Source organism: Rhizobium sp. 62_C5_N11_2 (genome assembly GCF_051811185.1).
GTDB lineage: Bacteria > Pseudomonadota > Alphaproteobacteria > Rhizobiales > Rhizobiaceae > Rhizobium > Rhizobium leguminosarum.
Genome location: NZ_JBPWPW010000001.1, coordinates 2,582,578 through 2,607,994 on the forward strand (window position 1 = coordinate 2,582,578; position 25,417 = coordinate 2,607,994).

Consider the following 25,417-nt stretch of genomic DNA (forward strand, 5'->3'; position numbering starts at 1 on the left):
ATGCCAATGAATCGATAATTCGCGCCACGAAGGTCACCGGAGACGCTGAAAATGGCAGTTGCATCGCATTTGATCAGCCGCATGCCCGCAGTTGCTTCAATTCGAGCCTCTGTCTTGATCCCGCTGGTGCAACAAATCGATAAAAGATCCGGGAAAACCGACCTTCTTCTGGCTTCGCACGGCATTCTGCGCTCGCAACTGGAAGACCCCTATGCTGTCCTGCCCATGGCGCGTTATGTCGCGCTGTTCGAGGATGCGGCGACCATAACCGGCGAACCGGCACTGGGAGCCCGCATGGGCACCGGATTCAAGCCCGCCGACATCGGCCCTATCGGCATGCTCTTTGCGCTCTCGCCGACCATTCGCAGCGCTTTCGAACGGCTGTCGAAATATGTCAACGCGGTCCAGGGCGCGACCAGTTCCGGCGTGTTCGAGGAGAATGGCGATTTTGTCTGGACCTACCGGATCGTCGATCCCAGCATGTGGCCACGCCGGCAGGACAGCGAATTCACGATTGCCGCCTCGTGTCAGCTCGTCCGGTCGTGCTTCCGCCGTGGCTGGCGGCCGATCGAAATCCAGCTTGAGCACCAGGCCCCGCGCGACGCCAGCGTGCTGGAACGCATCTATGGCGCGCCCATCCTGTTCGGCCAATCCGGCAACCGGATCGTCATGAACAAGGCGGATGCCGATCGTGTGTACCGTTCGGAAGACAAAAGCCTGATCGAAATCCTGGAACGGCATATCGGCGATCTGGTCAACGAGCCAGCGGCCGGTGATGTCGTCACGGAAAAGGTCCAGGCTCTGATCAGCATCTATCTCGGCCAAAGGCCGATCACGGTCGCAACCCTTGCCGCCGAACTGAAGATGTCGCCGCGAAGCCTGCAGCGCCGACTGTCGGAGGAAGGCGTGTCGCTTCGCGATCTCGTTCGCCAGCACCGCCAAACACTCGCCGCCCATTATCTCGGCGACCAACAAGTCGCACCGATGTCCGAGATTGCGCGTGTGCTAGGTTATGCAGACAACACGGTGCTCTGGCGTGCGCTGCGGTCCTGGGAGAAGAAGGGAAACCACCTATCTTCGAGACGTTGATCGAAGATGTAAAAGTAAAGCAAATACGATCGGACCGACAACGAAGACCGCCGATTGCTGCCCTACGGCCCAGCCCCAAAGAAGGCGAGCCGGGTGAAGATCGTGTAGTCCGCTTCCGATACCATCAGCGCGACAAAAACCAGCACCAGCAGCGGCGGCAGCAGGATGGCGTAGACGAGCGCCAGCCGTTCCCAGGCCATGTGCATGAAGACGGCGACGATCAGACCGGCCTTCAGCATCATGAACAGCAGGATCAGCGTCCACCTCAAGTAGCTCTGGACGCCGAGATAATCGACCATGTAGGACGCTGCACTGAGCACGAAGAGCAGGCCCCAGACCAGGAGATAGAGCCGGATCGGGTGCTGCTGTCCGGTGTGTGCTTGTGCGTGCACCGTTTGGCTTTGTGCATGCGCCGTTGTTTCGCTCATGACGACCTCACCACAGATAGAAGCCCTACCACAGATAAAAAAACGCGAAGATGAAGACCCAGACCAGGTCGACGAAGTGCCAGTAGAGGCCCATGATCTCAACGGCCTCGTAGCGGCCTTTCCGGCTGGTGAAAAAGCCGCGCCGTTCCTGGTCGAAATCGCCGCGCCAGACTTTGCGGGCGACGATGAGGAGGAAGATGACGCCGATCGTCACGTGGGTGCCGTGAAAGCCGGTGATCATGAAGAAGGTCGATCCGAACTGTGCCGCCCCCCACGGGTTCTCCCAGGGACGCACGCCTTCGGTGATCAGCTTCGTCCATTCGAAGGCCTGCATGCCGACGAAACATGCGCCCAGAACGGCCGTCAGCAGCATCAGGATCGCCGTCGTGCGGCGGTCGCGGCGATAGCCGAAATTGACCGCCATCGCCATGGTGCCGCTGCTGGAGATCAGCACGAAGGTCATGATCGCAATCAGGATCAGCGGCACGTCCTGGCCGCCGATATGCAGCGCGAAGACCTCGCTCGGATTGGGCCATGGAACGGGCGTCGACATGCGGGCGGTCATATAGGCGATCAGGAAGCAGCCGAAGACGAAGGTGTCGCTGAGCAGAAAGATCCACATCATCGCCTTGCCCCAGGAGGCGGTCTTGAAGGCGCGCTGATCCGAGCTGAAATCGGCGGCGACACCGCGCAGGCCGGCGGGCCTTACGTCTGGCTCACCGTGTATCCCGATAGTCTGTGCCATCTGCAAATCTCCTAGTTCAGAAGTGTGCGGCAGAGATCGACGAAATCATTTGCCCAGCCAGCAAAGAGCGCGAAGAGCAAGAGCCAGACGGCGAGCATGAAATGCGAATAAATGGCGGAAAGATCGACGCTGAGGCGCAGCCTCTCCGGCGCAATGTCGGTAGAGAATGCCCTGACCGTCGTGTGCGAAAGCACGGCAAGCCCGCCGAGGATATGCAGGCCGTGCAGGCCGGTGAGCATATAGAAGAAGCTGTTGGAAGGATTGTCGGCAAGCACGTAGCCGGCTGATACCAGCTCCCGCCATGCCTGGACCTGTCCGACGAGAAAAGCGACGGCAAGGACAAACGCGGCGGCAAGCGCCGGCCGCAGGTTTTCCATGCGGCCATGCCCCGCTTCTCGTTTGGCCCATTGCAGCGCGGCGCTGCTCAAGGCGAGTGCTGCGGTGTTCACCCAGAGGAGGCGCGGAACCGGCATTGCCCACCAATCGGCGGACGCCATGCGCATGAAATAGGCGCTGACGGCAAGACTGAAGACGGCGCCGACGACGCCGAGAAACACGAAGAGACCGATTTTCACTGCCGGCGCGGGCGACTGTTGCCGGTCGACGCCGTCATGAGCCGGCAGCTGTACTGACCCGGTTTCCAGCCAGGGCTTCGAGGTCAGCCGTTGCCCTGCCAGCCACCAGAAGATGATGGCGCCGATGGCGGCAAGGAAGACCAGGATGACGTTCATGCGTGGATCTCCCGGGTTACGCCGCCGCCTGACGGCACATTCTGCGGAATGAAATCCTCGGCCGCCCCCGGCACGCTGTAGTCATAGGCCCAGCGGTAGACGACAGGCAGATCCTTACCCCAGTTGCCATGCGCGGGCGGCGTCTGCGGCGTCTGCCATTCGAGCGTCGTTGCCCGCCATGGATTGCCGCCGGACTCCCTGCCCCGGAAAAGGCTCCAGACCAGATTGAACAGGAAGACCATCTGCCCGGCCCCGACGATCAGCGCCATGACGGTGATGAAGATGTTCAGAGTATGGGCCGAAGGCGGAACGAAGGCCGTCTCTCCCATCTCGAAGTAGCGACGCGGCACGCCGAGCAGGCCGAGATAGTGCATCGGAAAGAAGATCGCATAGGTGCCGAGGAAGGTGATCCAGAAGTGGATATGGCCGAGCACGTCGTTCAGCATGCGTCCCGTGACCTTCGGATACCAGTGATAGATCGCCCCGAAGATGACGAGGATCGGCGCCACACCCATGACCATGTGGAAATGCGCGACGACGAACATCGTATCCGACAGCGGCACGTCGACGACGACGTTGCCAAGGAAGAGGCCGGTCAGACCACCATTGACGAAGGTGACGATGAAGGCGAGCGCAAAAAGCATCGGCAGCGTCAGGTGGATGTCGCCGCGCCAGAGCGTCAGCACCCAGTTGTAGACCTTGATCGCCGTCGGGACGGCGATGATCAGCGTCGTGGTGGCGAAGAAGAAGCCGAAGGCCGGGTTCATGCCGCTGACATACATGTGGTGCGCCCAGACGACGAAGCTCAGCGCCCCGATGATGACGATCGCCCAGACCATCATGCGATAACCGAAGATGTTCTTGCGCGCATGCGTGCTGATCAGATCCGAAACGATGCCGAAGGCCGGGAGTGCGACGATATAGACCTCCGGATGCCCGAAGAACCAGAACAGGTGCTGGAAGAGAATTGGGCTGCCGCCGCCGTGCTGCAGCTGCGTGCCCATTTCGACGATGGCGGGCATGAAGAAGCTGGTGCCGAGCACGCGATCGAACATCATCATGACGCAGGCGACGAAGAGCGCGGGAAAGGCAAGCAGCGCCATCACGGTCGCGGTGAAGATGCCCCAGACGGTGAGCGGCATCCGCATCAGCGTCATGCCGCGCGCCCGCCCCTGCAGCACGGTCACCACATAGTTCAGCCCGCCCATCGTGAAGCCGATGATGAAGACGATCAGCGAGGAGAGCATCAAGAGGATGCCCCAGTCCTTGCCGCCAGGCGTGCCTGACAGAACCGATTGCGGCGGATAAAGCGTCCAGCCCGCCCCCGTCGGGCCGCCAGGCGCGAAAAAGCCGGCGGCGAGGATCAGCACCGCAAGCAGATAGATCCAGTAGCTCAGCATGTTCGCGTAAGGGAAGACCATATCGCGCGCGCCGACCATCAGCGGAATGAGATAATTGCCGAAGCCGCCGAGGAAGAGCGCAGTCAGGAGATAGATCACCATGATCATGCCGTGCATGGTGATGAATTGGTAATAGTGATCGGCATCGATGAAGGCGAAATAGCCGGGAAAGGCGAGCTGAATCCGCATCAGCCAGGAGAGCACCAGCGCCACCAGGCCGATTGCGATGGCGGTGATCGAATATTGCACGGCGATGATCTTGGCATCCTGGCTGAACACATATTTCGTCCACCAGCTATGTGGATGATAAAGCTCGACATCCTCGACTTCGGCGGAGGGGATGGCGCCAGCACTACCGGATGGAATGCTTCCGGATGGAATCTCGACCATGATCTCTCTCCTCCCTTTTCCCCGCCGGTTCCTTGAACCGGCACGCCGCCTGACCGGTTCAGTTTGCCGGCGGCAACGCTTCCGATGACGCCGTCAACTGGGTGAATGTCTGCTGCTGCCCGAGCCAGGTCTGGTAGTCCGCATCCTCGTCAACGACGACGGTGCCGCGCATTTGCGGATGGCCGACGCCGCAGAGTTCGGCGCAGAGAATCTCGAAGGTCCCCGTCCGCGTTGGCGTGAACCAGAAATAGGTGATCATGCCGGGGATCATGTCCATCTTGGCGCGGAATTCCGGCACATAGAAATCGTGGAGCACATCGACGGAGCGCAGCAATATGTGCACCGGCTTGCCGATCGGCAGATGCAGCTCGCCGCCCTCGATGATAACGTCGTCGAGACCGCTTGCGTCATTCTTGTCGAGGCCGAGCGGATTTTCCGGGGTGACGTCGCGCGTCTCGGCGCGGCCGAGCTTTCCGTCGGCTCCGGGCAGCCGGAAGCTCCATAGCCACTGCTGGCTGACGACCTCAACCGATGCGGCATCGGCAGGCACCGTGATGAACTGGTTCCAGACGATGAGGCCGGGTGCCAGCATCGCCGCGACGCCGAGCGCCGTTCCTCCTCCCAGCAGCAATTCCAGCCTGCGGTTCTCGGGCTCATAATGCGCCTTGTTGCCCGGCTTGTGCCGGAAGCGGAAGACACAATAGGCCATGAACGAAACCACCGCCACGAAGACGATGCCGGTGATCCAGAAGGTGATGACGAGGGTGCTGTCGATATAGGTCCAGTTGGACGCGATCGGCGTCCACCACCACGGGCTCAGCACATGGAACAGCACGGAGCCGACGACAATCAGGACGAGGATCAGCACGACAGCCATTTCCGCTCCTCCCTGAGCAGTCGACCCGTGAAACCGCATTCCGCAAAAAAGTCTGTTTTATTATCGCACAGATAGAAAATATCGGCAATTACGGCAATTTAGGCATGCGCCGCCGGCCGCGAACCGTCGTTTGGAGTATTGCTGCCCATCATTGGGAATACTGCTTGAGATAGGCGATGAGATCGGTGATCTCCTTGTCGTCCTTCACGCCGACGAAGGCCATTTTCGTGCCCTTCACCTTCGCTTTCGGATTGTGGAGATAGTCGCGCAGCACTGTCTCGTCCCAGACGAGACCGCCCTCGCCGGCAGCCTTCATTCCGGCCGAATAGGCAAAATTCGGATGCGTCCCGGCCTTTCTGCCGAACAGCTTGTTCAGCGACGGGCCGACCTTGTTCGTATCGGTATCGGCGACATGACAGGTCGCGCATTTCTTGAAAACGGTGGCACCCGCCGTCGCATCGCCCTCCTGCGCCCCGGCGTTACCAGGGAAAAGAGCAATCACGAATGCGCCGATCAGCAGAACAACACGGTAATCCATGGCAAACCTCATCCTCCTCAAGGTTGCCAGCCACTCACACCCTCCGTTATCTCTCGCGTGTGAGTGGTGGTTGTATGGCGTAAAGCTTAGTCCTTCACGATAGCAAGTCAATCGCTTCCACAATTGGGACGCGGGCCAGGCCTGGTCCAGTCCTCCCGGGCGGGTCCGTCACCCTCGAGGATTGGATATTGACGGCGGTATCGGCGACGACATACTTGACCGTCGGCTTCAAGGCCGCCCTCGAAACCAGCCCAGGAAAGGCGCGCAATGTCGATTGCTGAAATTCTGTCTTTTGCTTTCGTCACCGCGCTGCTGATCATCTCCCCCGGGCCCAACGGCATCCTCATCGCCAAGACGGTGCCGGCCTCGGGGCGTGGCGCCGGTTTCGCCAATATTGCCGGCTTCGTCGCCGCCTTCTATGTGCACGGCACCCTGTCGATCTGTGGCATCTCCCTGCTGCTGGCGCAGTCGGCGCAGGCCTTCCTCGTCGTCAAATTGATTGGCGCCGCCTATCTCTGCTGGATCGGTATCAAGGCGCTGGTCGGTGCTTGGCGCGGTTATGCTTCCGTAACGTCAGTGGCCCCTTCCCGTAAGGTAAGGCATCTCCCCCGCGCCTTCCTCGAGGGGTTCCTCACCAACGCCCTGAATCCGAAAGTGTCGATGTTCTACCTCGCGGTCTTCCCGCAGTTCATCTATCACGATGCCAATGGCCGGGCCGCGATCGGCGAGGCTTTCCTTCTGGTCACCGTCCATGCCAGCCTCAACGTCATCTGGTTCGGCTCGATGGTCCTGCTCTTTGCGAGGCTCGCCAGAGCTGCGCGCAACCAGCGCTTCCAGCGCTGGCTGAAAGCCGCGACAGGCGTGGTCTTCATCGGCTTCGGCGCCAAGATGGCGACATTGCAGGCCGGATAGCGAAGACGGGCAAACCGCCTTCGTCACAGAAAGGCTGGGCGAACGTCCGGAGGGCGGCAACAGGATCAGCGACCTGCCGCCGGGACTGGATATGATACTGGCCTCGCGCAACCTCAACCGCCGCCATTTAACTACGCCCCGATTGAAAGCGCCTCCTTTACCGCCAAATCGGCCATGGCAAGCACCGCCTCGCGGGTCCTGGCGGCGGCGATGAAGCGGCCGTTGTGGCAGAAGCTTGCGCCCTCTATGCCGCAAACCGCCTCCAGTGCGCCATTGGTGAGCCCGGCCCAGGCCGCCGGCAGATCAGCCCTGAGCTCGAACCCCTCCTCGGCGCGCCGGATGCCGGTCACGCACCAGTCCTTTTCGCGCGGATGAACGACGAACAGCAGGTGATCGGCGCTCGCCTTGACGATGGCGGGACGGAAAGGCATGCCCCTCGGCAATTCCAAAACACGCCCCTGCCCCGCAGCTTCGATTGCCCGATGCACAATCGCCTCGGCCCGCAATTTTGCGGCACTCTGGGCGATCCTGGCCTCAACGAAACTGCGGGCAATGGCAAGGGCCGCGTGGAAGGCGCGGTTATCGGCCTCAGGGTCCGCTTCGTCGAAAACCGGTTTCAGGGTCTCCAGCAGCGCCGGCAGCGTCAACCCGGCCAACGGCCCCGAGGGGCTGAGCGCGCCATTATCAGTCAGATCGACCGGCAGCACGAAGCTGGCGTCGAAAGAGCCGTGCATCGCTTCCACATGTGCTTGGGGAAGGCCGAAGGCCGTGAGATAATCACGGCCGTAATGCTTCCAGATCAGGCCGAACGAGCTGTAGGGCTGGCCATCGTCGCGCAGCGGCGCGCCGCGCTGGTGGTGATCGAACATCCCCGCAGCGGGGTCATAGGCTCCGCCGACATCATAGATGATCCGGTCTTCGCCCGGCGTGATCCACTCCGGCGCCCGGCTGCGGACGATCCGCGCCTGCGGGAAAAGCCGGGTCAGGATGACGCTCGACAGCAATTCGTCGGCATGAAAGCCACCGGAATGGGTGACGAGGAAATCGGGGATCATGGGAGCTATGCGCCTTGTCGTTCGCGGAGAGTCCGCTTGCAGGTCGGCACCAAATAACCGTTGCCGGCTGCTATCTCAACCCATACCTTAAATCGGAGTCGATTTAAGAATAAAATGATGCAGCAATCCAATGTGTTACAGCGTCCTTTCTGACGTCACCGCGATACCGGCCTCTAGCGGGATTCATCGAAGCCCCTGAAGGGTGCATCAGGAGTAAGTCCGTGGAGATTCCCCAGCACTTTCACGTCGCCGAGACGGCAGGATGGTTTGTGAACCACCGCATCAATTCTGCCCTTCCCGGTTACCTCATGATCAGCTCCAAGACCGACACCAACGATCTGTCGGATTTGTCCGAAGATGCTTTGGCTGAATTCGGCCCTTTGCTGGCAAGAGCTCAGAGTGCTTTGAAACAGCAATTGAATGCTCAGCGCGTCTATATCGGCCGATACGGGCACTCGCCTGGTTACCCGATCCATTTTCATGTGATCCCGATATATGACTGGGTGGAGGAGTTGTTCTGGAAGGACGCTCGCTATCGTCTGCTCGAGAATTTCGCAGAGGGGCCAGGGGAAACCGCAACGGGTGGCGCGGAACTGACGCTGTTTGTCTGGCGCGAGTTCTGCGAACGCGCAGAGCCGCCACCGGTCAAAGGGCCATCGGTCTCAGAGGCCATCGAGCTGCTGCGGGAGACAATGCGGTTTTCGGCGCCTGAAGCCTAAGACAACACCGTTCCCGGCTGTCTTGCGACAAGCGCCCGGCTGGCCGCCGCGCCGGCATGCAGGCAGATGAGCCCGATCGCCGCGAGAGAATTGATTAGCAGAACATTCGCCACCACCGCTGCCGAAAACGCGCCCTCACCTGACGGAAGCACCGCCGTTGCAGCAAACAGCGCGCCTTCATAGGCAACGAACCCGGCCAGGAAGGCGCCGGCCATCGTAACGGTAAGATCTGTCGACAGACGAAGTACCCCGAGCGCCGTAGCCAGGCACGCAAATGCCGCGATACCGATCGCCAGACCCCAGGCATAACTGTCCCAGGTCTGGGGATAACCGAGCACGAGATATCCGACCATCTGGTTGGCGAGCCAGGCCAGCAGAACCGCCGTCACCGCCATCCGCCGGGGAAGAATGACAGCCGATACCGCCGCCAAGGCCACGAAGGGCGTTATGCAGGCGAAAAGCAGGCTGAGAGCGACGCTCGCACCTGAAATGACGACGACCCAGGCGACAGCGAAGCCGGGTGCGACAGGGCGCAGGGGAAGCTGATTTCGTTCGAGCATCTCGAAACTCCATTCGACCGCAGGAAATAATACGCCAGTCCGGGAAAAAGGCTAGCGAGGCCATACCTCCTCTTGAGATCGAAATTCCCCGCCATTCCTCAATCCATGACGTATTGGATATGATGCCGGCCGTGCACGGCCGATTTCTGGACATGGGCGCGAACGCCGAAGACCCGGCCGATCATATCCTCCGTCAGCACCTCCTCCGGCGCCCCCGAGGCGACGACCTCGCCTTTCTGAAGCACCGCCAGCCTGTCGCAGAACATCGCCGCCAGATTGAGATCGTGCAGTGCGACGATGCAGGTGATGCCGAGCTTCGAGATCAGCGAGAGAATGTCGAGCTGATGCTGGATATCGAGATGGTTGGTCGGCTCGTCGAGCAGCAGTTCGCTCGGCGCCTGCGCCAGCGATCTGGCAATATGGACGCGCTGGCGCTCACCGCCCGACAGCGTCTGCCAGAGCTGGCCCGCCCTCTCCCGCATGCCCGTCCGCGACAGGGCCTCGTCGACGGCTGCGTCGTCTCCGGCGCCCCAGGACGACAACAGCCCGCGATGCGGCGTACGGCCGAGCCGCACCACGTCGCGCACCGTCAATTGCGTATCCGTCGTCGTCTGCTGCTCGACGAAGGCGACGCGCCGCGCAAGCGCTGCGCGCGACAGCGAGGATATATCGTCATCACCCAGCCGGATGACGCCGCTGCGAACCTTGCGCAGCCGGCAAATCAATCTGAGAAGGCTCGATTTGCCGGAACCGTTCGGCCCAAGCAGGCCGAACACCTTGCCCCTTTCCACCGTTAGGCTGACGCCGTTGACGATGACGGTATCGCCGGCGGCAAAGCTTACCTCGTCGACGCTGATGCTCATGCATTCCCTCGCACGCGATAGAGGATGATGGCGAAGGCCGGCGCGCCGAAGAGTGCGGTGACGACGCCGATCGGCAGGATTTGCTGCGGTATGATGACGCGCGAAACAATATCGGCGCCGACCATGTAAATCGCACCGCCGAGCGCTGTTGCCGGCAGCAGCCGCCCATGCCCCGGCCCGACGAGGAAGCGGGCGGCGTGAGGGATGACGAGGCCAACGAAGCCGATCGAACCCACCATGCTGACGACGCTTGCCGTCATCGCCGCCGTCATGCCGAACAGCACGATTTGGACGCGGCGTACGGCAATGCCGAGCGAGGCGGCAGCATCCGTGCCGAAAGCGAAGGCGTCCAGCGCCCGCACATGGGCCATGCAGATGATGAAGCCGGCAAGCGCGATCGGCACCGACAGATAGACATCGGGCCAGCGCACGCCACTGAGCGAACCCAAAAGCCAGAACAGGATGCCGCGCGCCTGCTCGGCATTCGCCGATGTCGTCACGATGTAGGAGGTCAGCGCATTGAAGAGCTGCGAACCGGCGACGCCGCAAAGGATGATGCGCTCGCCGCTTCCTCCCGCACCCGTTGCCAGGAAGCCGACCAGCAGAAAGGCGATCACCGCACCGATGAAGGCGCCGCTCGAGAGGCCGAGAATACCGTAGCCGAAGCCGAGGATCATCACGCAGACGGCGCCCGTCGAGGCGCCGGCGGAGATGCCGAGCACATAGGGTTCGGCCAGCGGATTGCGCAGCAGCGCCTGCAGGATCGCACCGCAAAGCGAGAGCGATGCGCCGGCGCTGGCCGCGACGAGCGCGCGGCTCAGACGATAATCCCAGACGATGCCCTGGTGGATGCGGCTGATCTCGAAATTCGTTCCGAACAGCCGGTTCGAGACCGCCTCCGCCGTGGTCGCAACGGGAATTGCGATCTCGCCGATGGAAACGGCAAGGCTGATCATCAGCCCGAGCAGGAGAAGTGCGGCAATGGTGAGCGCGGCAAGCGCCCACCATCCCTGTTGCCTGACCGACATTGCCTTCACTGCGCCAGGCCGAAGGACTTGATGCCGTTCGCCAATGTCTCGATGCCATCGATCGTGCGGATCGTCGGGTTCATCGACTGCGCGTCCATCATCACGAAGTGCTTGTTTTTGACCGCGTCGAGCTCCTTGGTCACAGGGTCGTTCTCAAGAAAATCGACCTTGACCTTAGGATCGTCAGCCGCATAACGGCGGCGGTCCATGGTCGCGAGCACGATGACGGCAGGGTTCGCCTGGGCGATGGTTTCCCAACCCACCAGCGGCCATTCCTCTTCCGTGGTGACGACGTTCTTCGCACCGATCGTCTTCAGGATATAGGCGGGCGCGCTGTTCTTGCCGGCGATGAAGGCGTCGCCGCTGACCTCTTTGCTGGAGAACCAGAAGACGACGGGCAGGTTCTTGCCCGATGCGCCCGATATCGACGCGACAGCATCCGCCTCGCGCTTCTTCAGCGCCGAAATCAGCGCATCGCCGCGGTCCTTCACGTCGAAAATCTCCGAGAGCTCGGCGATTTCCCGGTAGATCAGGTCCATCGTGAACAATTCCCCACGCACGCCGTCGCCGCCATCTGTGTTGACCTTGGCGACGCAATCGGCCGGCGCGAGATAGGTATTGATCCCGAGATCCTTGAACTGTTCCCGCTTGCCGACGGAGCCCTGCGCGCCGACATGCCATTCGAACTCGGCCGCCACCAGGTCGGGCTCCTGCCCGACGACGGATTCGAAGCTCGGATCGTTGTCGGCAAGCCGCTTTATCTTGCTGTTGGCCTCGGCATATTGCGGCAGGACTGGACCGACCCAGACGGCCGTCCCGGCGATCTTGTCGGCAAGGCCGAGCGAGAAAAGAATTTCGGTCATACCCTGGCCGATCGAAACGATCCTGGCGGGCGCCTTCTGAAAAGTCACCTGCTGGCCGCAATTACTGACGGTCAGGGGGTAGTGCGTCGCGGCAAGGCTTGGTGCCGCAAGGCCGGCGAGCCCGAAGGCAAATGTCATGGCGGCGAGAATCTGGCGCATGGAAAACCTCGATGAAGGAAAAAATCACGGCCGTTCCGCGCATGTGCGCGGACCGAAAGCACGCTTAAGCGTGCCCTAGCCGCAGGAGGCCCAATCGAGACGGATGCATGCCGGAATTCGGCGAAGGTTCAGCAGGTCAATCATATCTGTTCCTTGTCCGGGCATCCCCGCCCGGTTGATTGGATCGTGATTGACGGCAGGTCTCCTGGCTTGCGGATATCCGTCGTTACATCCGCCTTCCCGCGATATCCGCAGTGGCAGGGCCATAGGCCCTTCAGAGATGGCCAGTCGCTGGCCACTCCTGAGATGATCGACAATCCGCTTACAGTTGCGGGGGCAGCCACGGTCTCGGTCCCTACTGGGTCGTCCTCACCGTGTTCCCTATTAATCCCCTTGGAGTCATCTTCAGGGAACCGTCGAACCCAGTTACGTCGCAGACCTGCCTAACGTCAATGATTATTGCGGAGGATCGTGCCGGCCCACCGCGGCAAATTGCGAGACCTCGAAGCAAAACTCGCGAGCACCCTCGCGCAAAAGCTATCGTCTGCGGCGCTGGCGTCGGGTCATCAGTCGGCGTGCGTCACGACGGATTGCGGAAGGCGGGCCCCCGACATAGCTTTGGCGCCACCGATTTCAACGAGGTCTGATGTAGCAATGAGCAATCCGGATAGCACCGATCTCGCCGCAGCCAGGATAGACGCAATTCGCCAAGCAGCCGAGCAAGGCGATGCACAAGCACAATTTGAATTAGGCCATATGACCGCACGAGGTGAAGGTGTCACCGGGGATAAAGCCGAAGGCGCGAGATGGCTTCGGAAAGCGGGCGAACAAGGTCATGTCGATGCGCAATTCCTCCTGGCTGGCCTGTATCTCATGGGGGACGGCGTTGCACAGAGCGCGCCGGAAGGCGTCGAGTGGCTTGATAGAGGCGCCAGTCAAGGCCATGCCGACGCACAGTATTTATTGGGCTTGATGAGAGAGGACGGCGACGGTTGCGATATCGATCCAACAGACGCCGTGAGATGGTACGGCCAGGCCGCAAACCAGGATCATGCCGGTGCGCAATACAGGCTAGCCCAAATGAAAGAGCACGGCGTGGGCTGCGAGATCAATCTGACAGAGGCTTTCAAATGGTACCGTCGTGCAGCGCTTCAGGATTACCCTGATGCAAGAGAAGATCTGCTCGATTTATGTCGTGCACATCCAGACCTGCCGCTTCCAGTATCAGAATTGCTCGATGGCAAAGGTCGTTCCTGATACTCAGCCCTTTGTCCGGCGGCGCAATCGTCCAGACGCCGTCGCCGTCCTATTCACTCCGCCCCTACAACGCATCCAGCGGTATCTTCAAATACCGCCGGCCGTTCTCCTCCGGCTCGGGCAACCGCCCGCCGCGGATATTGACCTGCAGCGCATGCAACATCAGCTTCGGCTTCGGCAGCGTGCGGTCGCGCGCCTGGCGCAGCGCAACGAAGCCGGCCTGGTCGATGCCTGCGATATGAGGATTGGCGCTTTTCTGGGCGGTCACCGTGCTTTCCCAGCGGGGGTGGCGGCCGCCGGGCTGGTAGTCGTGGCCGGAAAAGAGCCGGGTCTCCTCGGGCAGCAATAGGATGGCCTGGATCGAGTGCCAGAGGGCACTGGCGCTGCCGCCCGGAAAATCGGTTCGCGCCGTGCCGGAATCCGGCGTGAACACTGTGTCGTGCACGAAGGCGGCGTCGCCGACTACATAGGTCACTGAGGCGAGTGTGTGCCCGGGCGAAAACATCACGCGGGCTTTAAGCGCACCGATCTCGAAGGCGTCGCCATCGGCAAACAGCCGGTCCCATTGCGAGCCGTCGGCTTTAAGCGCCGGCCAGTTGTAGATCTCCTTCCAGAGCATCTGCACGTCGGTGACATGGGCGCCGATCGCCGTCGGCGCGCCGGTCTTCTCATGCAGATAATCCGCGGCGGAGAAATGATCGGCATGCGGATGCGTGTCGAGGATCCACTCGACCGTCAGCCCCTCACTTTTGATATGAGCGAGGATGGCGTCGGCGTTGGCCGTTCCCGTCGCCCCCGACATCTCGTCGAAATCGAGGACCGGGTCGATGATGGCGCAGCGTTTCGTCGCCGGGTCGGAAACGACATATTGTACACTGCAGGTGCGGGGCTCGAAGAAGGCCTTCACATGAGCCGCCTGCCCTGCCCGCTTTTCCAGAAAGCGGCGCGCGCCGGCAAGATCGAAGCCGAGGTTTTGACCGAAGGCCTCGACATCTCCGGGCTTCATCCGCCCGTCGAGCACCTCGCCCAGTGCATAGAGCGTCAACGCTCGTGTGCCGCTCTTGCAATGGGCGACGACCGGTCCCTTGGCCTCGGCCATCGCTGCCTGGAAGGCACGGATATCGGCCTCGGTGATCTCGGTTCCCTTCACCGGCACGAAGCTGTAGGCGAGCCCGGCGGTGGCGGCGGAAGCCTTTTCCGCGGTATTGCCCGGCTGCCCCGGCTCCTCGCCATCCGGTCGGGCATTGATGACGGCGGCAAAACCATCAGCCGCGAAGGCGGCAAAACCTGCGGCGTCGGGCTGCTCCGCCACCGATATCAGCTCATTGACCCTCACGGATGTCATCGAAGCCCCCGCGCTGCCGCTCCAGGCATTATCGCACGTATATCGATACAATCTCACAAGTATATTGCCGAACGCAAGAATAGGCGTTTGGTATTTCTCTGCACCTGTCGCCGATCCGCAAAGCCTGAAGAAACCGGTGGGAGACGCCGCCCAAACTCCCGCCCATCCCGACGGAGTATCGTCAAAACGATAGCGTCGCAGCTCCTTCCTTGATCTCGGCATGCATGGCGCTGGCACCGACGATGACGACGCCGTCGAGCAAGTCTTCCTGCGTATAACCGCGCGAGGTCACACAGGGCGGGCAAGCCCAGATCGTGCCGCCGCGCTGCTGGAAATTCTCGATCAGGCTCGACAGCGGATCGAGCGGCGGCACATGCGTCATGCGCTGGCCGCCCTTGCGCACCAGGTCGATCCCGGTGCTGGTGAGGAACACCGAGACCTTCAGCCCGGCGGTGATGCCGCCATTGGCAATGGTGAAGGCGACGGAGGAAAGTTCGGATTCGATGCCTTTGTTGACGAGCACGACCAGCTTGTCGCTTTGGGTTTGCATAGTATTCTCCCGTTTGTCAGGGTGAACAGCGTTCACCCTGTTTGAACGAGCTGATGATAGGAGGGTGCGCGGGGCGCGTATTTGGCCGGAATGCGTGAAGCCTTGTCCGAAAATCCAGGCGCTGCGGGTGTCGCGCGTGACGACGTGCTGTCGGCGCTGCTGTCGACGATCCGCCTGTCGGGATCACTGCAGTTCTGCTTCATGCCGACGGGCGACTGGCAGACCGATGCCACGCCGGCCTTGGCGAGCCTTTCGGCGAAGGCTTCGGGCACGATGCCGTTTCACATCGTTGTGGAGGGCCGCTGCTGGCTGAAGACGGAAGGTGAAGAGGCCGATCTCGAGGCGGGCGACGTGCTGGTCTTTCCCTTCGGCACCGGACATCAGCTCGGCGCGGGAAGAGACGGCAAGCTGGTGCTGCCGACCCGCGACCTGCCGCAAAAGCCGTGGCGTGAGATTCCCGTGCTGCGCTACGGCGAGGCCGCGCAAGGCGTGCGGCTGCTCTGCGGCTATCTGCAATGGGGCGGGCTGAGCTTTGCGCCGCTGCGCCAGGCGCTGCCCAGGCTGATCCATGTCAGGACACGGGCAGCCAATGACGGCGACTGGCTGCGCGCCACCATCCGCCAGATGGTCGAGGAGGTCGACAGGCGGCGCGCCGGTGGCGTCTCGATGCTGCCGCGACTGACCGAAATCATCTTCATCGAGATCCTGCGCCATCAGATCATGATGGCCGAGTCGCGTTCCGTCGGCTGGCTGGCAGCGCTTGGCGACCCCGCGCTCTCGCGCTGCCTCTCCCTCATTCATGGCGATCCCAAACGCGACTGGTCGCTGGAGCAACTGGCGGCGGCCTCTGGCCTCTCGCGCAGCGCCCTCGCCGATCGCTTCCAGACGGTGCTCTCGACCTCGCCGATCCGCTATATCAGGGACTGGCGGCTCTACCTCGCAAGCGTGGCGCTCGCCACCACAAGCCAGCCGATCGCGGCGATCGCTTACGAGGCCGGCTATGCCACCGAAGCCGCCTTCAACCGCGCCTTCTCCCGCGCCTTCGCCACCCCGCCGGCCGCCTGGCGGGCGATGTCGCGGGCGTAGAGGGTGATCGGCTCAATAAGCGCCGATGCTCAAGAGAGGTTGGTAGGGAGAAGCCACGACATCCATGGGTGGAAAAAATCAAGGGATGCGCTAATTAGAAACACCATCAAAATTTGGAGCGAGCCTTGGATTCCGAATCCCCTCAGCCACTCACAGCTCGCTTTCCTGTCGGTGGCGGAGAAATTGGCCGGCTGATCCAGACCCGCGACTGGAGCAAAACGCCGCTCGGTCCTCTCGACCTCTGGCCGCAAAGTCTGAAGACGGCCACCAATATGCTCTTGCTTTCACCCGTGCCAATCGTTCTTCTATGGGGCGAAGACGGCGTGATGATCTATAACGACGCCTACTCCGTGTTCGCAGGCAGCCGTCATCCGGATCTTCTCGGTTCGAAGGTCCGCGAGGGCTGGAGCGAAATTGCCGACTTTAATGACAATGTGATGAAGGTCGGACTGTCAGGGAAAACACTCGCCTACGAGAATCAGGAGTTGACGTTGTTGCGCCACGGCAGTCCGGCTCCTGCCTGGATGAACCTCGACTATTCGCCAGTCCTCGACGAAAGCGGAAAACCCGCCGGCGTCATCGCGATCGTCGTCGAAACCACGAAAAGCGTCCTTGCCCAGCGTCGGCTGCGCGAGAGCGAAGAGAGGTTCAGGGCGTTCACGACTGCGACGACCGACATCGTCTACCGTATGAGCGCCGACTGGAAGGAGATGCAGCAGCTCGACGGTCGCAATGTTCTCGCAGACACGGCCAATCCAACTGTCGCGTGGCAGGAGGCCTATCTGTTTCCCGAGGACATTCCCGCGATCCAGGCGATAATCGACGAGGCCATCGCAAGCAAGGGTGTTTTCGAATGTGAGCATCGCGTCCGGCGGGCCGACGGCAGTACCGGCTGGGTGCTGTCACGAGCGGTTCCAGTCTTGAATGACGGCGGCGCTATCGTCGAATGGTTTGGGGCCGCGACCGATATCACCGAGCGGCGACGCAAGCAGCAACAGCTGGAACTTATCGTTCATGAGCTCAACCATCGCGTTAAGAACAATCTGGCGATGGTGCAGGCTTTTGCGTACCGCACCTTCCGCGATGCTGAAGACATCCCTCGTGCACTGGACAGTTTCACGGCGCGGCTGGTGTCGCTCGGCCGTGCCAATGATCTGTTGACAGGCGAACTGTGGAGCAGCGCGTCGTTGAAACAGACGCTCGACCAGGCGACCGTTCCGCATCGGCCGGACGGCGAGCGATGGAAGCTGACCGGAGACGATATCCGGGTTTCCGCAAAAACGGCCCTGGCGCTGACCATGGCCTTTCACGAACTCGGCACAAACGCTGTCCGTCATGGCGCATGGTCGAATGATGGCGGCGCCGTCAGCGTCAAATGCTCCCTCCAAATCATCGACGACGGAACGCAACGCTACCGCATAGACTGGGACGAACATGGCGGACCGCGCGTAGAGCAGCCGAAGAGGAAGGGATTCGGCACGGTCCTCATCCAGCGCGGCCTTGCCGCGGAGACCGGAGGCAGTGTGGATATCTCGTTCGCCGAAACGGGTTTTTCCTTCCGTCTCGACGCTCCCGCAGACCGTCTGCGGAATGAATGACATGGCCAAGCGCGTCCTTGTCGTTGAAGATGAAATGACCATCGCCATGATGATCGAGGACATGCTCATGGACCTCGGTCACGAAGTGGTCGCGACAGCCGCGCGATTGCCCACGGCGCTGGAGGTTGCCGGCGACGGTAACCTTGATTTCGTCATTCTCGATGTGAACCTCGCCGGGCATCAGTCATTCCCGGTGGCGGCAGTCCTTCAGCAGCGCGGTATCCCGTTTGCCTTCGCGACCGGATATGGGCCAGCGGGTATCGATCCCGCCTTTGCCGGCCGACCGGTGCTGACCAAGCCGTTCACAACTGCCGATCTTGCCGCTGTCATCGAAACTGAAGGCTGAGATGCAAGAGGGCCGATGCCCAAGTCAAAGAGCCGCTCCAATGAGACTTGTTGTGGCGGGCGATGGCGCAGGTCTGAACTGGATCCGATCGACACCCTGATGGACGATCAGCGCGGTTGCAGGCCTGTCAATCCGAGGGCAAGCGTGATGTCGTTGATGATCCCCAGTCGCGCTTCGATCACCGCGATTTTCTCGGGCGTATCAGCACCAAAAGCCTCGATATCGATGAACAATTGCTCGCAGCCGCCTGGCGTGACCGTGCCGAACATCTGGCCGGGTTCGTCGCCTATGTTTCGCCAGCTGTGCGGCACATGTGGCGGCAGAACGACGACGGTTCCCACAGGCGCGTCGAACGCCTCGTCGCCGCATTGGAATCGATAGAGCCCGCGGATGACCCGAAAGACTTCCGTCTCCCGCGTATGCGTGTGCGGGGCCGGGCCATGACCGGGCGGTGTGAAGGTTTCCCACATCCCGAGCGCGCCGCCGGTCTCGGCGGCCGTGGCATGGATGACGATCCTCGCGCCAAAGGGCGTCCTCGCCACGCGCTCCTTACCGGGCAAAGAGACGACGGCGTTCCTGAAACTCGACATATCCACCTCCCCCTCGATTGCATTCTTTGGGCGGAGCCCTGCGCCTCACCCTTGCGGCGCCGGCTCATTGAGCATCGCTTCGATATTGTATCCGTCGGGATCGAGAACGAAGCAGGCATAATAGTTCTCTTCATATTCCGGCCGCGGGCCGGGCGCGCCATTGTCCCGGGCGCCGGCGTCGAGCGCGGCCCGATAAAACGCCTCGACCTCCGCCCTGCTCCGAACCCGGAAGGCAACGTGCACACGCGTCAGAGGCGGCTTGTCTTCGGTGCGCTGGATTTCGAACAGGCTGCCACCCACATCGAAGGCCCAGAATACGCCCTCCTTTCCGAAGGAGAGGCGATAACCCAGAGGGTCGAAAGCGCGCTCATAGAACAGCTTGCTCTTCTCAAGGTCACTCACTGCGATGGTGATATGATCGATCATGCCGTGCCCTCCCGATCGTTCCAGCGCCCCATCATAGTCGAAATCGCCGCAGCGGAAAAACCGACGACTCTGATGGCGAAGGGTGAATGCCAGATCAACGGTCCCTGCCCCGACAGAGCGGACTCGCCCACACCCACAGCCCACCTGCCGCCGAACAGCAAAAAACCCCGCCAATCATTGACAGGGCTGTGCATGCTGAAAATCGATCGGCATTACATCCTCGGAGGAATCAATGATTGCCTTCGGTCAAAGCTTGCGCCTTGGATCCTCGCCTTGTCGACCGACAGCCGACGCGTCCGCACGGTGGAACGTTCCGATTATCGCATCGACATCAACTTCGTCATCAGCCCCGCTTTGATTTCGAGCACGGGTCGATTGGCCCGGGGATGACCGATGTCATCCCGGGGATGACCGATGTCCCTCAGTTGGTCGGGCGTCATGTCTGCCAATGCTTTCCGTCTTGCGACGCTCCGCTGCCACTTCCTCAGGGCAGCGACGATCATTGCGACGCTGTTGGACCTGAACCCGAACAACTGTCCTTTCGGCGCGCTGATGCCGGCGTGAGTTTCCGTGTGAGCCATTTTCAGTCTCCCATGTGTGAGATTTGCAGATGGGAGCCTGACACGCGGACGTATTGCGGCTGTTCGGTTCAGCGTGAACGGCCAGGAAAACTTCGACAAGCCGCCGCTAAATCGGTGTTAAATCTATCTGCCGAAATGCTATTCTGCGGTGGCGGTCGAAATCTGGGAGACGATCTGTGCGCATCAGGTTGCTGGGTGGCCTTGAAGTGACGTCCCGGGAGCACCGGCAAATCCGCTTCACCACGCGCAAGACGTCACTTCTTTTTGCTGCCCTGGCGCTTGCAGGCCGCCGTGGCCATCGCAGGGAACTGCTTTCCGAAGCCTTCTGGCCGGGACGAGGCAGTGAGCAGTCCCGCAATAGCCTGCGGCAGGCGCTGGTGGATATCAGACGATCGTTCCCGAGCGGGGGAGATGCCGCCGTCTACATCGACGGGGATCAGGAGACCGTCGCGCTGATAACAGGTCCTGATGAAACCGACATTTCGATCTTCGACCGTAAACTGGAGGCCGGCCGGACGGCCGATCTCGCCTTCGCCGCCGACCTCTACCGCGGCGAGGTGCTCGCAGGCGAGGCCATTCCGGACGGGCTGGATGAGTGGTTTGGACCCTATCGGAGCACATATCAACGCAAGGCGCTGCAGCTGGTGGAGCGGTTGAGCCTCGCGTTCTCCGAGCCGGGCTCCGCGGAAGAATCGGCTTGCGAAGGGCTCGCCGAGAGGCTGCTGGCCGTGGACCCGACCGTGGAGGCCGCCCATCGGGCGCTGATGCGGATCCACGCTCTCAGGGGTCACGAAAACGCGGCCTTGCGCCAGTTCGAAGCCTGTCGGGCGTTCTTGAAGAAGCATCTTCAGGCAGAACCTGAGGCAGAGACCTTTTCCCTGGCCGCTTCGCTGCAATCGCGCCAGGGATCCGAACATCAGCGGACGGCACCCAGCCTCGACGTGGCCTTACAGCCGCAGGTCTTCCCAGCCCCGGCGAAACATCACGACCGGCCATCGGTTGCCGTATTGCCGTTTCAGAATCTGAGCGGTGATGCGGAGCAAGAATATTTTGCCGACGGCATCGTCGAGGACATCACCATCGCGCTTGCTCAATTCCGCCACCTCTATGTCATCGCACGGAATTCGAGCTTCACCTACAAAGGTCAGGCGGTCGACATAAAGCAGGTCGGACGCGAGCTGGACGTACGCTATGTGGTCGAAGGAAGTGTGCGCCGGACGGGTGACCGCCTGCGCATTGCCGGGCAGCTCATCGATACGTCCACCGGTACACATCTTTGGGCCGATCGTTTTGACGGAACACTGGCGAATGTCTTCGATCTCCAGGATCAGGTCGCCTCGAGCATCGTCGGCGCCATAACGCCGAAAGTGGAGGAGGCTGAGATCGAGCGCGCCAAACGCAAGCCGACCGAGAGCCTCGACGCCTACGACTACTATCTCCGCGGCCTGGCGGCCTTCGACCGGACGATCACCAACAGATCGGTCATCGACGAGGCCCTACGGCTTTTCATGAAGGCGATCGAGCGTGACCCGGAATTCGCCATAGCCCATGCCCGAGCGGCGCGCTGCTACGCCACCCGAAAGAGCAACGGCTGGATGCTCAATCCCGCAGAGGAAACCGCCGAAGCCACCCGGCTGGCCCGCAGAGCGGTCGAACTCGGCTGGGACGATGCGGTTGCGCTCACCTACGGCGGATATGTCATTGGTTATGTCGGCGGTGACCTCGACGACAGTGCGGCCTGCATCGATCGCGCAGTCTTTCTCAACCCGAACCTGGCCGCTGCGCTCGGTGTCAGCAGTTGGGTGAAGGCTTGCCTCGGCGAGCCCGACAAGGCCGTTGAACACGCAGCACTTGCCATGCGCCTCAGCCCTTTGGATCCGCGCCTGTTCGCCTGGCAATTCAACACCGGCCTCGCGCATTTTTGCGCTGGCCATTATGACGACGCTGCCGCTTGGGCGGGAAAATCGCTACAGCACCAGCCGAACTACCCGAGCGCCATGCGCGTGATGGCGGCGGGCCAGGCCATGGCCGGACGGCTGGCGCAAGCCGGGGAAACAATCACTCGCCTGTGCCTGATGGACCCCGCCCTCCGGCTTTCCAATCTCGCCGACGTGCTGCCACCATTCCGGCGACCGGACGATCGCAATCGATATATCGAGGCTCTCAGGATGGCGGGACTGCCGGAGTAGCTGCCGCTTCAGCGGCGTCCTCGGAACGAAGGGGCATACCGGGCTATTACCCACCCCCTATCGGCTAATTGCGAAACGATGCTGCTTCGTGCGAAATTGCCACGCGATGGATCACACGGGTGAAGTTCTCATTCTCACCGGGCCGCCGGGCTCCGGAAAAACCACGACGGCCGAGGCGCTCGCCAGCGAGCCCGGCTCGCCGAAGGTCCATCTTCATTCCGACGACTTCTGGCATTTCATCAAGAACGGCGTGATCCCGCCCTATCTGCCGGAAGCTCATGAACAGAACATCGTTGTCGTCGACGTGTTGACGAAGGCCGCGGCGGGCTATGCCGGCGGAGGCTACTTCGTCGTCGTGGACGGCATTGTCGGGCCGTGGTTCCTGGAACCGTTCCGGAAAATCGCGACACCCCTCCACTACGTGATTCTGCGTCCGCCGCTCGATGTCGCCATCCGGCGCTGCCGGGAGCGTGGCGGCGATACGCTGACCGATCCCGGCCCTATTGCAGAGCTCCATCGACAGTTCTCATCGCTGGGTGCGTTTGAGCGACATGTTCTGTCGACGGATGGGCAAGGCAGGAAAGAGACGCTGGGCGCGGTTATCGAAGCCGTGCAAAGCGGAGCCTTCCGGCTGGCGTCATGACGTCACGCCATCGGCCTTCAGCGCAAACCAGCCCTCGCCCGCCCTTTTGCAATTCGCCGTTTTCCAGTTCGTCGGGCGACATTCATGAACCCAACTCATAAGCCCATGCCGATATCACCGGCTAATCGATACCAGCCTTTGCCCTTAGGGTAGGATCAAACCTGAGGAGGACATCCGCATGATCAAACGCAAGCTCGGCCAAAGAGGCCCTGACGTTTCGGCGATCGGTTTCGGCTGCATGGGGCTGAACTATCATCGCGGGCCGGCGATGGAGCGCGGCGATGCCATTGCGCTCTTGCGGGCGGCGCATGAGCGGGGCGTGACCTTCTTCGACACGGCAGAGGCCTACGGGCCGTTCACCAACGAAGATCTCGTCGGCGAGGCGCTGGCGCCGATCCGTGATGAGGTGGTGATCGCGACGAAATTCGGCTTCAAGGATGGCCGGCCTGATGTGGGCCTGGATAGCCGGCCGGTTCGCATCCGGCAGGTTATCGAAGAAGCCCTCACGCGGCTTCGCACCGATCGCATCGATATCTTCTACCAGCATCGGGTCGACCCTGCCGTACCGATCGAAGAGGTGGCAGGCACGGTCAAGGATCTGATCGACGCCGGCAAAGTGCTGCATTTCGGCCTCTCCGAAGCCGATGCCGACTCTATCCGCCGCGCCCATGCCGTGCAGCCCGTCACCGTGTTGCAAAGCGAATATTCGCTGTGGTGGCGTAACCCGGAACGGGAAATCCTGCCCATCCTCGAAGAAGTCGGCATCGGCTTCGTGCCCTATAGCCCGCTCGGCCGCGGCTTCCTCACCGGCAAGATGGATGAGAACACCAGTTTCGAAGGCGGCAACGACCACCGCAAGACCAATCCGCGCCTTTCGGCCGAAAACCGCAAGGCAAACCAGCCGGTGGTCGATGCGATCGAGGCCATTGCCGCTCGCAGAAAGGCAACCGCAGCCCAGGTCGCCATCGCCTGGCTGATGGCGCGCAAGCCTTGGATCGTCCCCATTCCCGGCACCACCAAGCTGCACCGGCTGGAAGAAAACATCGCCGCCGCCGACAACACCTTCACATCGGAAGAACTGGCCGAGATCGACTCGGTCTTCTCAGGTATCGAGATCCACGGCGACCGCTACTCGGGAACGTCGGCCGCCCGCGTCACACGGTGAGCCGAAGGCCAATGACCCGTTGGCCCCTTGGTCGCTGAGGGCAAACCATGCGGGGGATCGAGCAATTCGAGCGGCGGCATCATTCCTTGAGGTCTACAGGATGGCGTTTGACTTCGACGGCGGTGTCACGGCCCCCGAGAAACCCGCAAAACCGCCCGCGAGAAAGACGCGGACGGTTGCATTATTGTACGGCATCCGCCTCAAGCGCGGATGATCAGTCCTGGCCCTGCAGGCGGTCCATCACCTGGAGCAGCAGATCGGCGCAGGCCTTCATCGGTTCGTCCTCGGCGCATTTCAGATCGATCCGGGTGTTCCCATCCTCGATCCGGAAATGCGCTGCCTTGGACGGCGGTGGCGGTGGCGGGCGATGACCACGGAAGCCCATGTCGCCACGGAAGCCCATGTCGCCTCTCCGACCATGCCAGCGGTAATCGGGGCGATCTCCCGGCCGTGCATCCGGCCCGCCCATCATCCGCTCATCGTCATCAGAGGCGGACGGAGACGGCGGAGACGGCGGAGGCGGAGGCGGCGGTGACGCCGGATCGCCCGCCACGGGCGGAGTGCCGGCGGATGGCGGAGCGGGCGGCTGCTGGGCGAAGGCGGTGCCGGCCAGTGCGGCAAGGGCAAGGCCTGATAGGAGAAGTCGTTGCATGAGAAGCTTTCCTTTCGGAGTTATGAGGCGTGTCTGTAAACACCGCAGCGCGGCTTTGGTTCACGCCCGTCAGGGCCTGTGATCGAAATCGGCAAATCGTCTGTGCGGCGGACCTTTCGGCGGTCGCAGCGCTTCGGTTCGTCCGTCCTGGCGAACGAGGTAGCTTGCATGCACGAAGCCATCGTCGAAGCGTCCCTGAACGGTGACGGCTTCATCCCGGGTGACGAGGGCGCCACCCTCGCCGGCCCGGCCCGTTTCAACAAGCGCCTTGCCGCTCTCGTCCTGCAGCACGAACTTGTTGCCATAGATCTCGGCGACCTTGCCCTTGATGGTGATGAGGCTGGTGGCCGGCATGGCCGAAATCGCCACAGGCGTCAGCGGCGCCATTTCAGGCGTGGGACGCATCATCTTCACGGCGCTCGCGCCCCCGGCAGCACCGATGACAAGCGCCACGGCGGCAGCGATCACGGGGATCGCCAGTCGGCGCCGGCGGTATCCTGGCGGCATAGGCGTGGCGGCGCCTTCGGGATGTCCGTTGTCCTGGTCTTCATCAGGCATATATCTGCTCCTTGCTTCAGTAATGGCCGCAATCTAGCCGCCATACCCCCTCGCCTGCCTGAACCTCTCCGTTC

The 25,417-nt window shown here is 61.8% G+C and carries 29 protein-coding genes and 1 riboswitch; of the genes, 11 read left to right on the forward strand and 18 right to left on the reverse strand.

What is annotated here, in order from left to right; all coding sequences use genetic code 11:
• The first annotated feature begins 51 nt into the window (after nucleotides 1-51).
• Nucleotides 52-1,089 carry an AraC family transcriptional regulator gene (locus AB8B31_RS13050; protein WP_047621154.1) on the forward strand — a complete coding sequence of 346 codons (1,038 nt, stop codon included), beginning with the start codon at nucleotides 52-54 and terminating at the stop codon, nucleotides 1,087-1,089.
• Nucleotides 1,090-1,151: 62 nt separating this feature from the next.
• Here the strand turns inward: AB8B31_RS13050 and AB8B31_RS13055 are convergent, their stop codons facing one another.
• From AB8B31_RS13055 to AB8B31_RS13080, 6 genes are all read right to left on the reverse strand, one after another.
• On the reverse strand, nucleotides 1,152-1,517 hold the full coding sequence (locus AB8B31_RS13055; RefSeq protein ID WP_018242624.1) for a cytochrome C oxidase subunit IV family protein: 366 nt from the start codon (nucleotides 1,515-1,517) through the stop codon (nucleotides 1,152-1,154).
• Between the two features lie 25 nt (nucleotides 1,518-1,542).
• Nucleotides 1,543-2,262, reverse strand: a complete 720-nt coding sequence (locus AB8B31_RS13060; RefSeq protein ID WP_018242625.1) for a heme-copper oxidase subunit III family protein — start codon at nucleotides 2,260-2,262, stop codon at nucleotides 1,543-1,545.
• Between the two features lie 11 nt (nucleotides 2,263-2,273).
• The gene (locus tag AB8B31_RS13065) at nucleotides 2,274-2,993 is read right to left on the reverse strand and encodes a cytochrome c oxidase subunit 3 (protein ID WP_018447115.1); all 720 of its coding nucleotides are present in this window, start codon (nucleotides 2,991-2,993) and stop codon (nucleotides 2,274-2,276) included.
• Entirely contained in the window at nucleotides 2,990-4,783 is a 1,794-nt protein-coding gene (ctaD, locus tag AB8B31_RS13070) for a cytochrome c oxidase subunit I (RefSeq protein ID WP_018447114.1), read from the reverse strand. Before ctaD ends, AB8B31_RS13065 begins: the two co-directional genes overlap by 4 nt.
• A 58-nt stretch (nucleotides 4,784-4,841) precedes the next feature.
• Entirely contained in the window at nucleotides 4,842-5,660 is an 819-nt protein-coding gene (locus AB8B31_RS13075; RefSeq protein ID WP_018242628.1) for a cytochrome c oxidase subunit II, read from the reverse strand.
• 148 nt (nucleotides 5,661-5,808) lie between these two features.
• Nucleotides 5,809-6,198: a c-type cytochrome gene (locus AB8B31_RS13080; RefSeq protein WP_018242629.1), complete on the reverse strand. Its 390-nt coding sequence runs from the start codon at nucleotides 6,196-6,198 to the stop codon at nucleotides 5,809-5,811.
• A 267-nt stretch (nucleotides 6,199-6,465) separates the two neighbouring features.
• On the opposite strand from AB8B31_RS13080, the gene AB8B31_RS13085 reads away from it, so the two are divergent.
• Nucleotides 6,466-7,110 carry a LysE family translocator gene (locus AB8B31_RS13085; protein WP_018447113.1) on the forward strand — a complete coding sequence of 215 codons (645 nt, stop codon included), beginning with the start codon at nucleotides 6,466-6,468 and terminating at the stop codon, nucleotides 7,108-7,110.
• 131 nt (nucleotides 7,111-7,241) lie between these two features.
• Here AB8B31_RS13085 and AB8B31_RS13090 read toward each other — a convergent pair whose 3' ends face one another.
• The gene (locus AB8B31_RS13090) at nucleotides 7,242-8,165 is read right to left on the reverse strand and encodes an MYG1 family protein (RefSeq protein WP_018447112.1); all 924 of its coding nucleotides are present in this window, start codon (nucleotides 8,163-8,165) and stop codon (nucleotides 7,242-7,244) included.
• 221 nt (nucleotides 8,166-8,386) lie between these two features.
• Between AB8B31_RS13090 and AB8B31_RS13095 the strand changes: the two genes are divergently transcribed.
• Nucleotides 8,387-8,884 (forward strand): HIT family protein, encoded by a 498-nt coding sequence (locus tag AB8B31_RS13095; protein WP_018447111.1) that lies wholly within the window; start codon nucleotides 8,387-8,389, stop codon nucleotides 8,882-8,884.
• Here the strand turns inward: AB8B31_RS13095 and AB8B31_RS13100 are convergent.
• The 4 genes from AB8B31_RS13100 to AB8B31_RS13115 all read right to left on the reverse strand — a co-directional run bounded on the left by AB8B31_RS13100 (nucleotide 8,881) and on the right by AB8B31_RS13115 (nucleotide 12,357).
• Nucleotides 8,881-9,444: a hypothetical protein gene (locus AB8B31_RS13100; protein ID WP_018242633.1), complete on the reverse strand. Its 564-nt coding sequence runs from the start codon at nucleotides 9,442-9,444 to the stop codon at nucleotides 8,881-8,883. The genes AB8B31_RS13095 and AB8B31_RS13100 overlap by 4 nt on opposite strands.
• Nucleotides 9,445-9,542: 98 nt before the next feature.
• Nucleotides 9,543-10,307 (reverse strand): ABC transporter ATP-binding protein, encoded by a 765-nt coding sequence (locus AB8B31_RS13105; RefSeq protein ID WP_018447109.1) that lies wholly within the window; start codon nucleotides 10,305-10,307, stop codon nucleotides 9,543-9,545.
• Complete coding sequence (locus tag AB8B31_RS13110; RefSeq protein WP_018447108.1) at nucleotides 10,304-11,335, reverse strand: FecCD family ABC transporter permease; 1,032 nt, start codon at nucleotides 11,333-11,335, stop codon at nucleotides 10,304-10,306. The genes AB8B31_RS13105 and AB8B31_RS13110 overlap by 4 nt, the downstream gene beginning before the upstream one ends.
• Nucleotides 11,336-11,340: 5 nt before the next feature.
• Nucleotides 11,341-12,357, reverse strand: coding sequence for an ABC transporter substrate-binding protein (locus AB8B31_RS13115; RefSeq protein ID WP_018447107.1), 1,017 nt, complete (start codon nucleotides 12,355-12,357; stop codon nucleotides 11,341-11,343).
• Between the two features lie 178 nt (nucleotides 12,358-12,535).
• Nucleotides 12,536-12,790: riboswitch (cobalamin riboswitch) on the reverse strand.
• A gap of 221 nt (nucleotides 12,791-13,011) precedes the next feature.
• On the opposite strand from AB8B31_RS13115, the gene AB8B31_RS13120 reads away from it, so the two are divergent.
• Entirely contained in the window at nucleotides 13,012-13,614 is a 603-nt protein-coding gene (locus tag AB8B31_RS13120; RefSeq protein ID WP_018447106.1) for a tetratricopeptide repeat protein, read from the forward strand.
• 64 nt (nucleotides 13,615-13,678) lie between these two features.
• Here the strand turns inward: AB8B31_RS13120 and blh are convergent, their stop codons facing one another.
• Nucleotides 13,679-14,959 (reverse strand): bifunctional sulfur transferase/dioxygenase Blh, encoded by a 1,281-nt coding sequence (gene blh / locus AB8B31_RS13125; protein WP_130652661.1) that lies wholly within the window; start codon nucleotides 14,957-14,959, stop codon nucleotides 13,679-13,681.
• A 181-nt stretch (nucleotides 14,960-15,140) separates the two neighbouring features.
• The gene (locus AB8B31_RS13130) at nucleotides 15,141-15,509 is read right to left on the reverse strand and encodes a DsrE family protein (RefSeq protein WP_130652662.1); all 369 of its coding nucleotides are present in this window, start codon (nucleotides 15,507-15,509) and stop codon (nucleotides 15,141-15,143) included.
• A 90-nt stretch (nucleotides 15,510-15,599) separates the two neighbouring features.
• Between AB8B31_RS13130 and AB8B31_RS13135 the strand changes: the two genes are divergently transcribed.
• From AB8B31_RS13135 to AB8B31_RS13145, 3 genes are all read left to right on the forward strand, one after another.
• Nucleotides 15,600-16,595 carry an AraC family transcriptional regulator gene (locus AB8B31_RS13135; RefSeq protein ID WP_018447104.1) on the forward strand — a complete coding sequence of 332 codons (996 nt, stop codon included), beginning with the start codon at nucleotides 15,600-15,602 and terminating at the stop codon, nucleotides 16,593-16,595.
• 125 nt (nucleotides 16,596-16,720) lie between these two features.
• Nucleotides 16,721-18,193: a sensor histidine kinase gene (locus AB8B31_RS13140; RefSeq protein ID WP_130652663.1), complete on the forward strand. Its 1,473-nt coding sequence runs from the start codon at nucleotides 16,721-16,723 to the stop codon at nucleotides 18,191-18,193.
• A gap of 1 nt (nucleotide 18,194) precedes the next feature.
• Nucleotides 18,195-18,539: a response regulator gene (locus tag AB8B31_RS13145; RefSeq protein ID WP_018242640.1), complete on the forward strand. Its 345-nt coding sequence runs from the start codon at nucleotides 18,195-18,197 to the stop codon at nucleotides 18,537-18,539.
• Between the two features lie 107 nt (nucleotides 18,540-18,646).
• Here AB8B31_RS13145 and AB8B31_RS13150 read toward each other — a convergent pair whose 3' ends face one another.
• Together AB8B31_RS13150 and AB8B31_RS13155 are read right to left on the reverse strand one after the other, a co-directional pair.
• Complete coding sequence (locus tag AB8B31_RS13150; RefSeq protein ID WP_018447102.1) at nucleotides 18,647-19,129, reverse strand: cupin domain-containing protein; 483 nt, start codon at nucleotides 19,127-19,129, stop codon at nucleotides 18,647-18,649.
• A gap of 45 nt (nucleotides 19,130-19,174) precedes the next feature.
• Entirely contained in the window at nucleotides 19,175-19,555 is a 381-nt protein-coding gene (locus tag AB8B31_RS13155; RefSeq protein WP_130652664.1) for a VOC family protein, read from the reverse strand.
• Between AB8B31_RS13155 and AB8B31_RS13160 the strand changes: the two genes are divergently transcribed.
• A complete protein-coding gene (locus tag AB8B31_RS13160; RefSeq protein ID WP_165403071.1) occupies nucleotides 19,544-19,945 on the forward strand; it encodes a hypothetical protein in 402 nt (133 codons plus the stop codon). The two genes, AB8B31_RS13155 and AB8B31_RS13160, sit on opposite strands and share 12 nt — an antisense overlap.
• On the opposite strand, the gene AB8B31_RS13165 is transcribed toward AB8B31_RS13160, so the two are convergent.
• Nucleotides 19,873-20,136: a DUF1127 domain-containing protein gene (locus AB8B31_RS13165; RefSeq protein WP_018447101.1), complete on the reverse strand. Its 264-nt coding sequence runs from the start codon at nucleotides 20,134-20,136 to the stop codon at nucleotides 19,873-19,875. The two genes, AB8B31_RS13160 and AB8B31_RS13165, sit on opposite strands and share 73 nt — an antisense overlap.
• Before the next feature lie 176 nt (nucleotides 20,137-20,312).
• Here AB8B31_RS13165 and AB8B31_RS13170 point away from each other — a divergent pair, with 176 nt between their 5' ends.
• The 3 genes from AB8B31_RS13170 to AB8B31_RS13180 all read left to right on the forward strand — a co-directional run bounded on the left by AB8B31_RS13170 (nucleotide 20,313) and on the right by AB8B31_RS13180 (nucleotide 24,133).
• Complete coding sequence (locus AB8B31_RS13170; protein WP_131702759.1) at nucleotides 20,313-22,325, forward strand: BTAD domain-containing putative transcriptional regulator; 2,013 nt, start codon at nucleotides 20,313-20,315, stop codon at nucleotides 22,323-22,325.
• Nucleotides 22,326-22,431: 106 nt separating this feature from the next.
• Nucleotides 22,432-22,968 carry an ATP-binding protein gene (locus tag AB8B31_RS13175; protein ID WP_112903868.1) on the forward strand — a complete coding sequence of 179 codons (537 nt, stop codon included), beginning with the start codon at nucleotides 22,432-22,434 and terminating at the stop codon, nucleotides 22,966-22,968.
• Between the two features lie 178 nt (nucleotides 22,969-23,146).
• Entirely contained in the window at nucleotides 23,147-24,133 is a 987-nt protein-coding gene (locus AB8B31_RS13180; protein WP_130652667.1) for an aldo/keto reductase, read from the forward strand.
• A 214-nt stretch (nucleotides 24,134-24,347) separates the two neighbouring features.
• Here the strand turns inward: AB8B31_RS13180 and AB8B31_RS13185 are convergent, their stop codons facing one another.
• Nucleotides 24,348-24,785, reverse strand: coding sequence for a hypothetical protein (locus AB8B31_RS13185; protein WP_130652668.1), 438 nt, complete (start codon nucleotides 24,783-24,785; stop codon nucleotides 24,348-24,350).
• A gap of 69 nt (nucleotides 24,786-24,854) precedes the next feature.
• Entirely contained in the window at nucleotides 24,855-25,343 is a 489-nt protein-coding gene (locus tag AB8B31_RS13190; protein WP_018447095.1) for a hypothetical protein, read from the reverse strand.
• Nucleotides 25,344-25,417 lie beyond the last annotated feature (74 nt).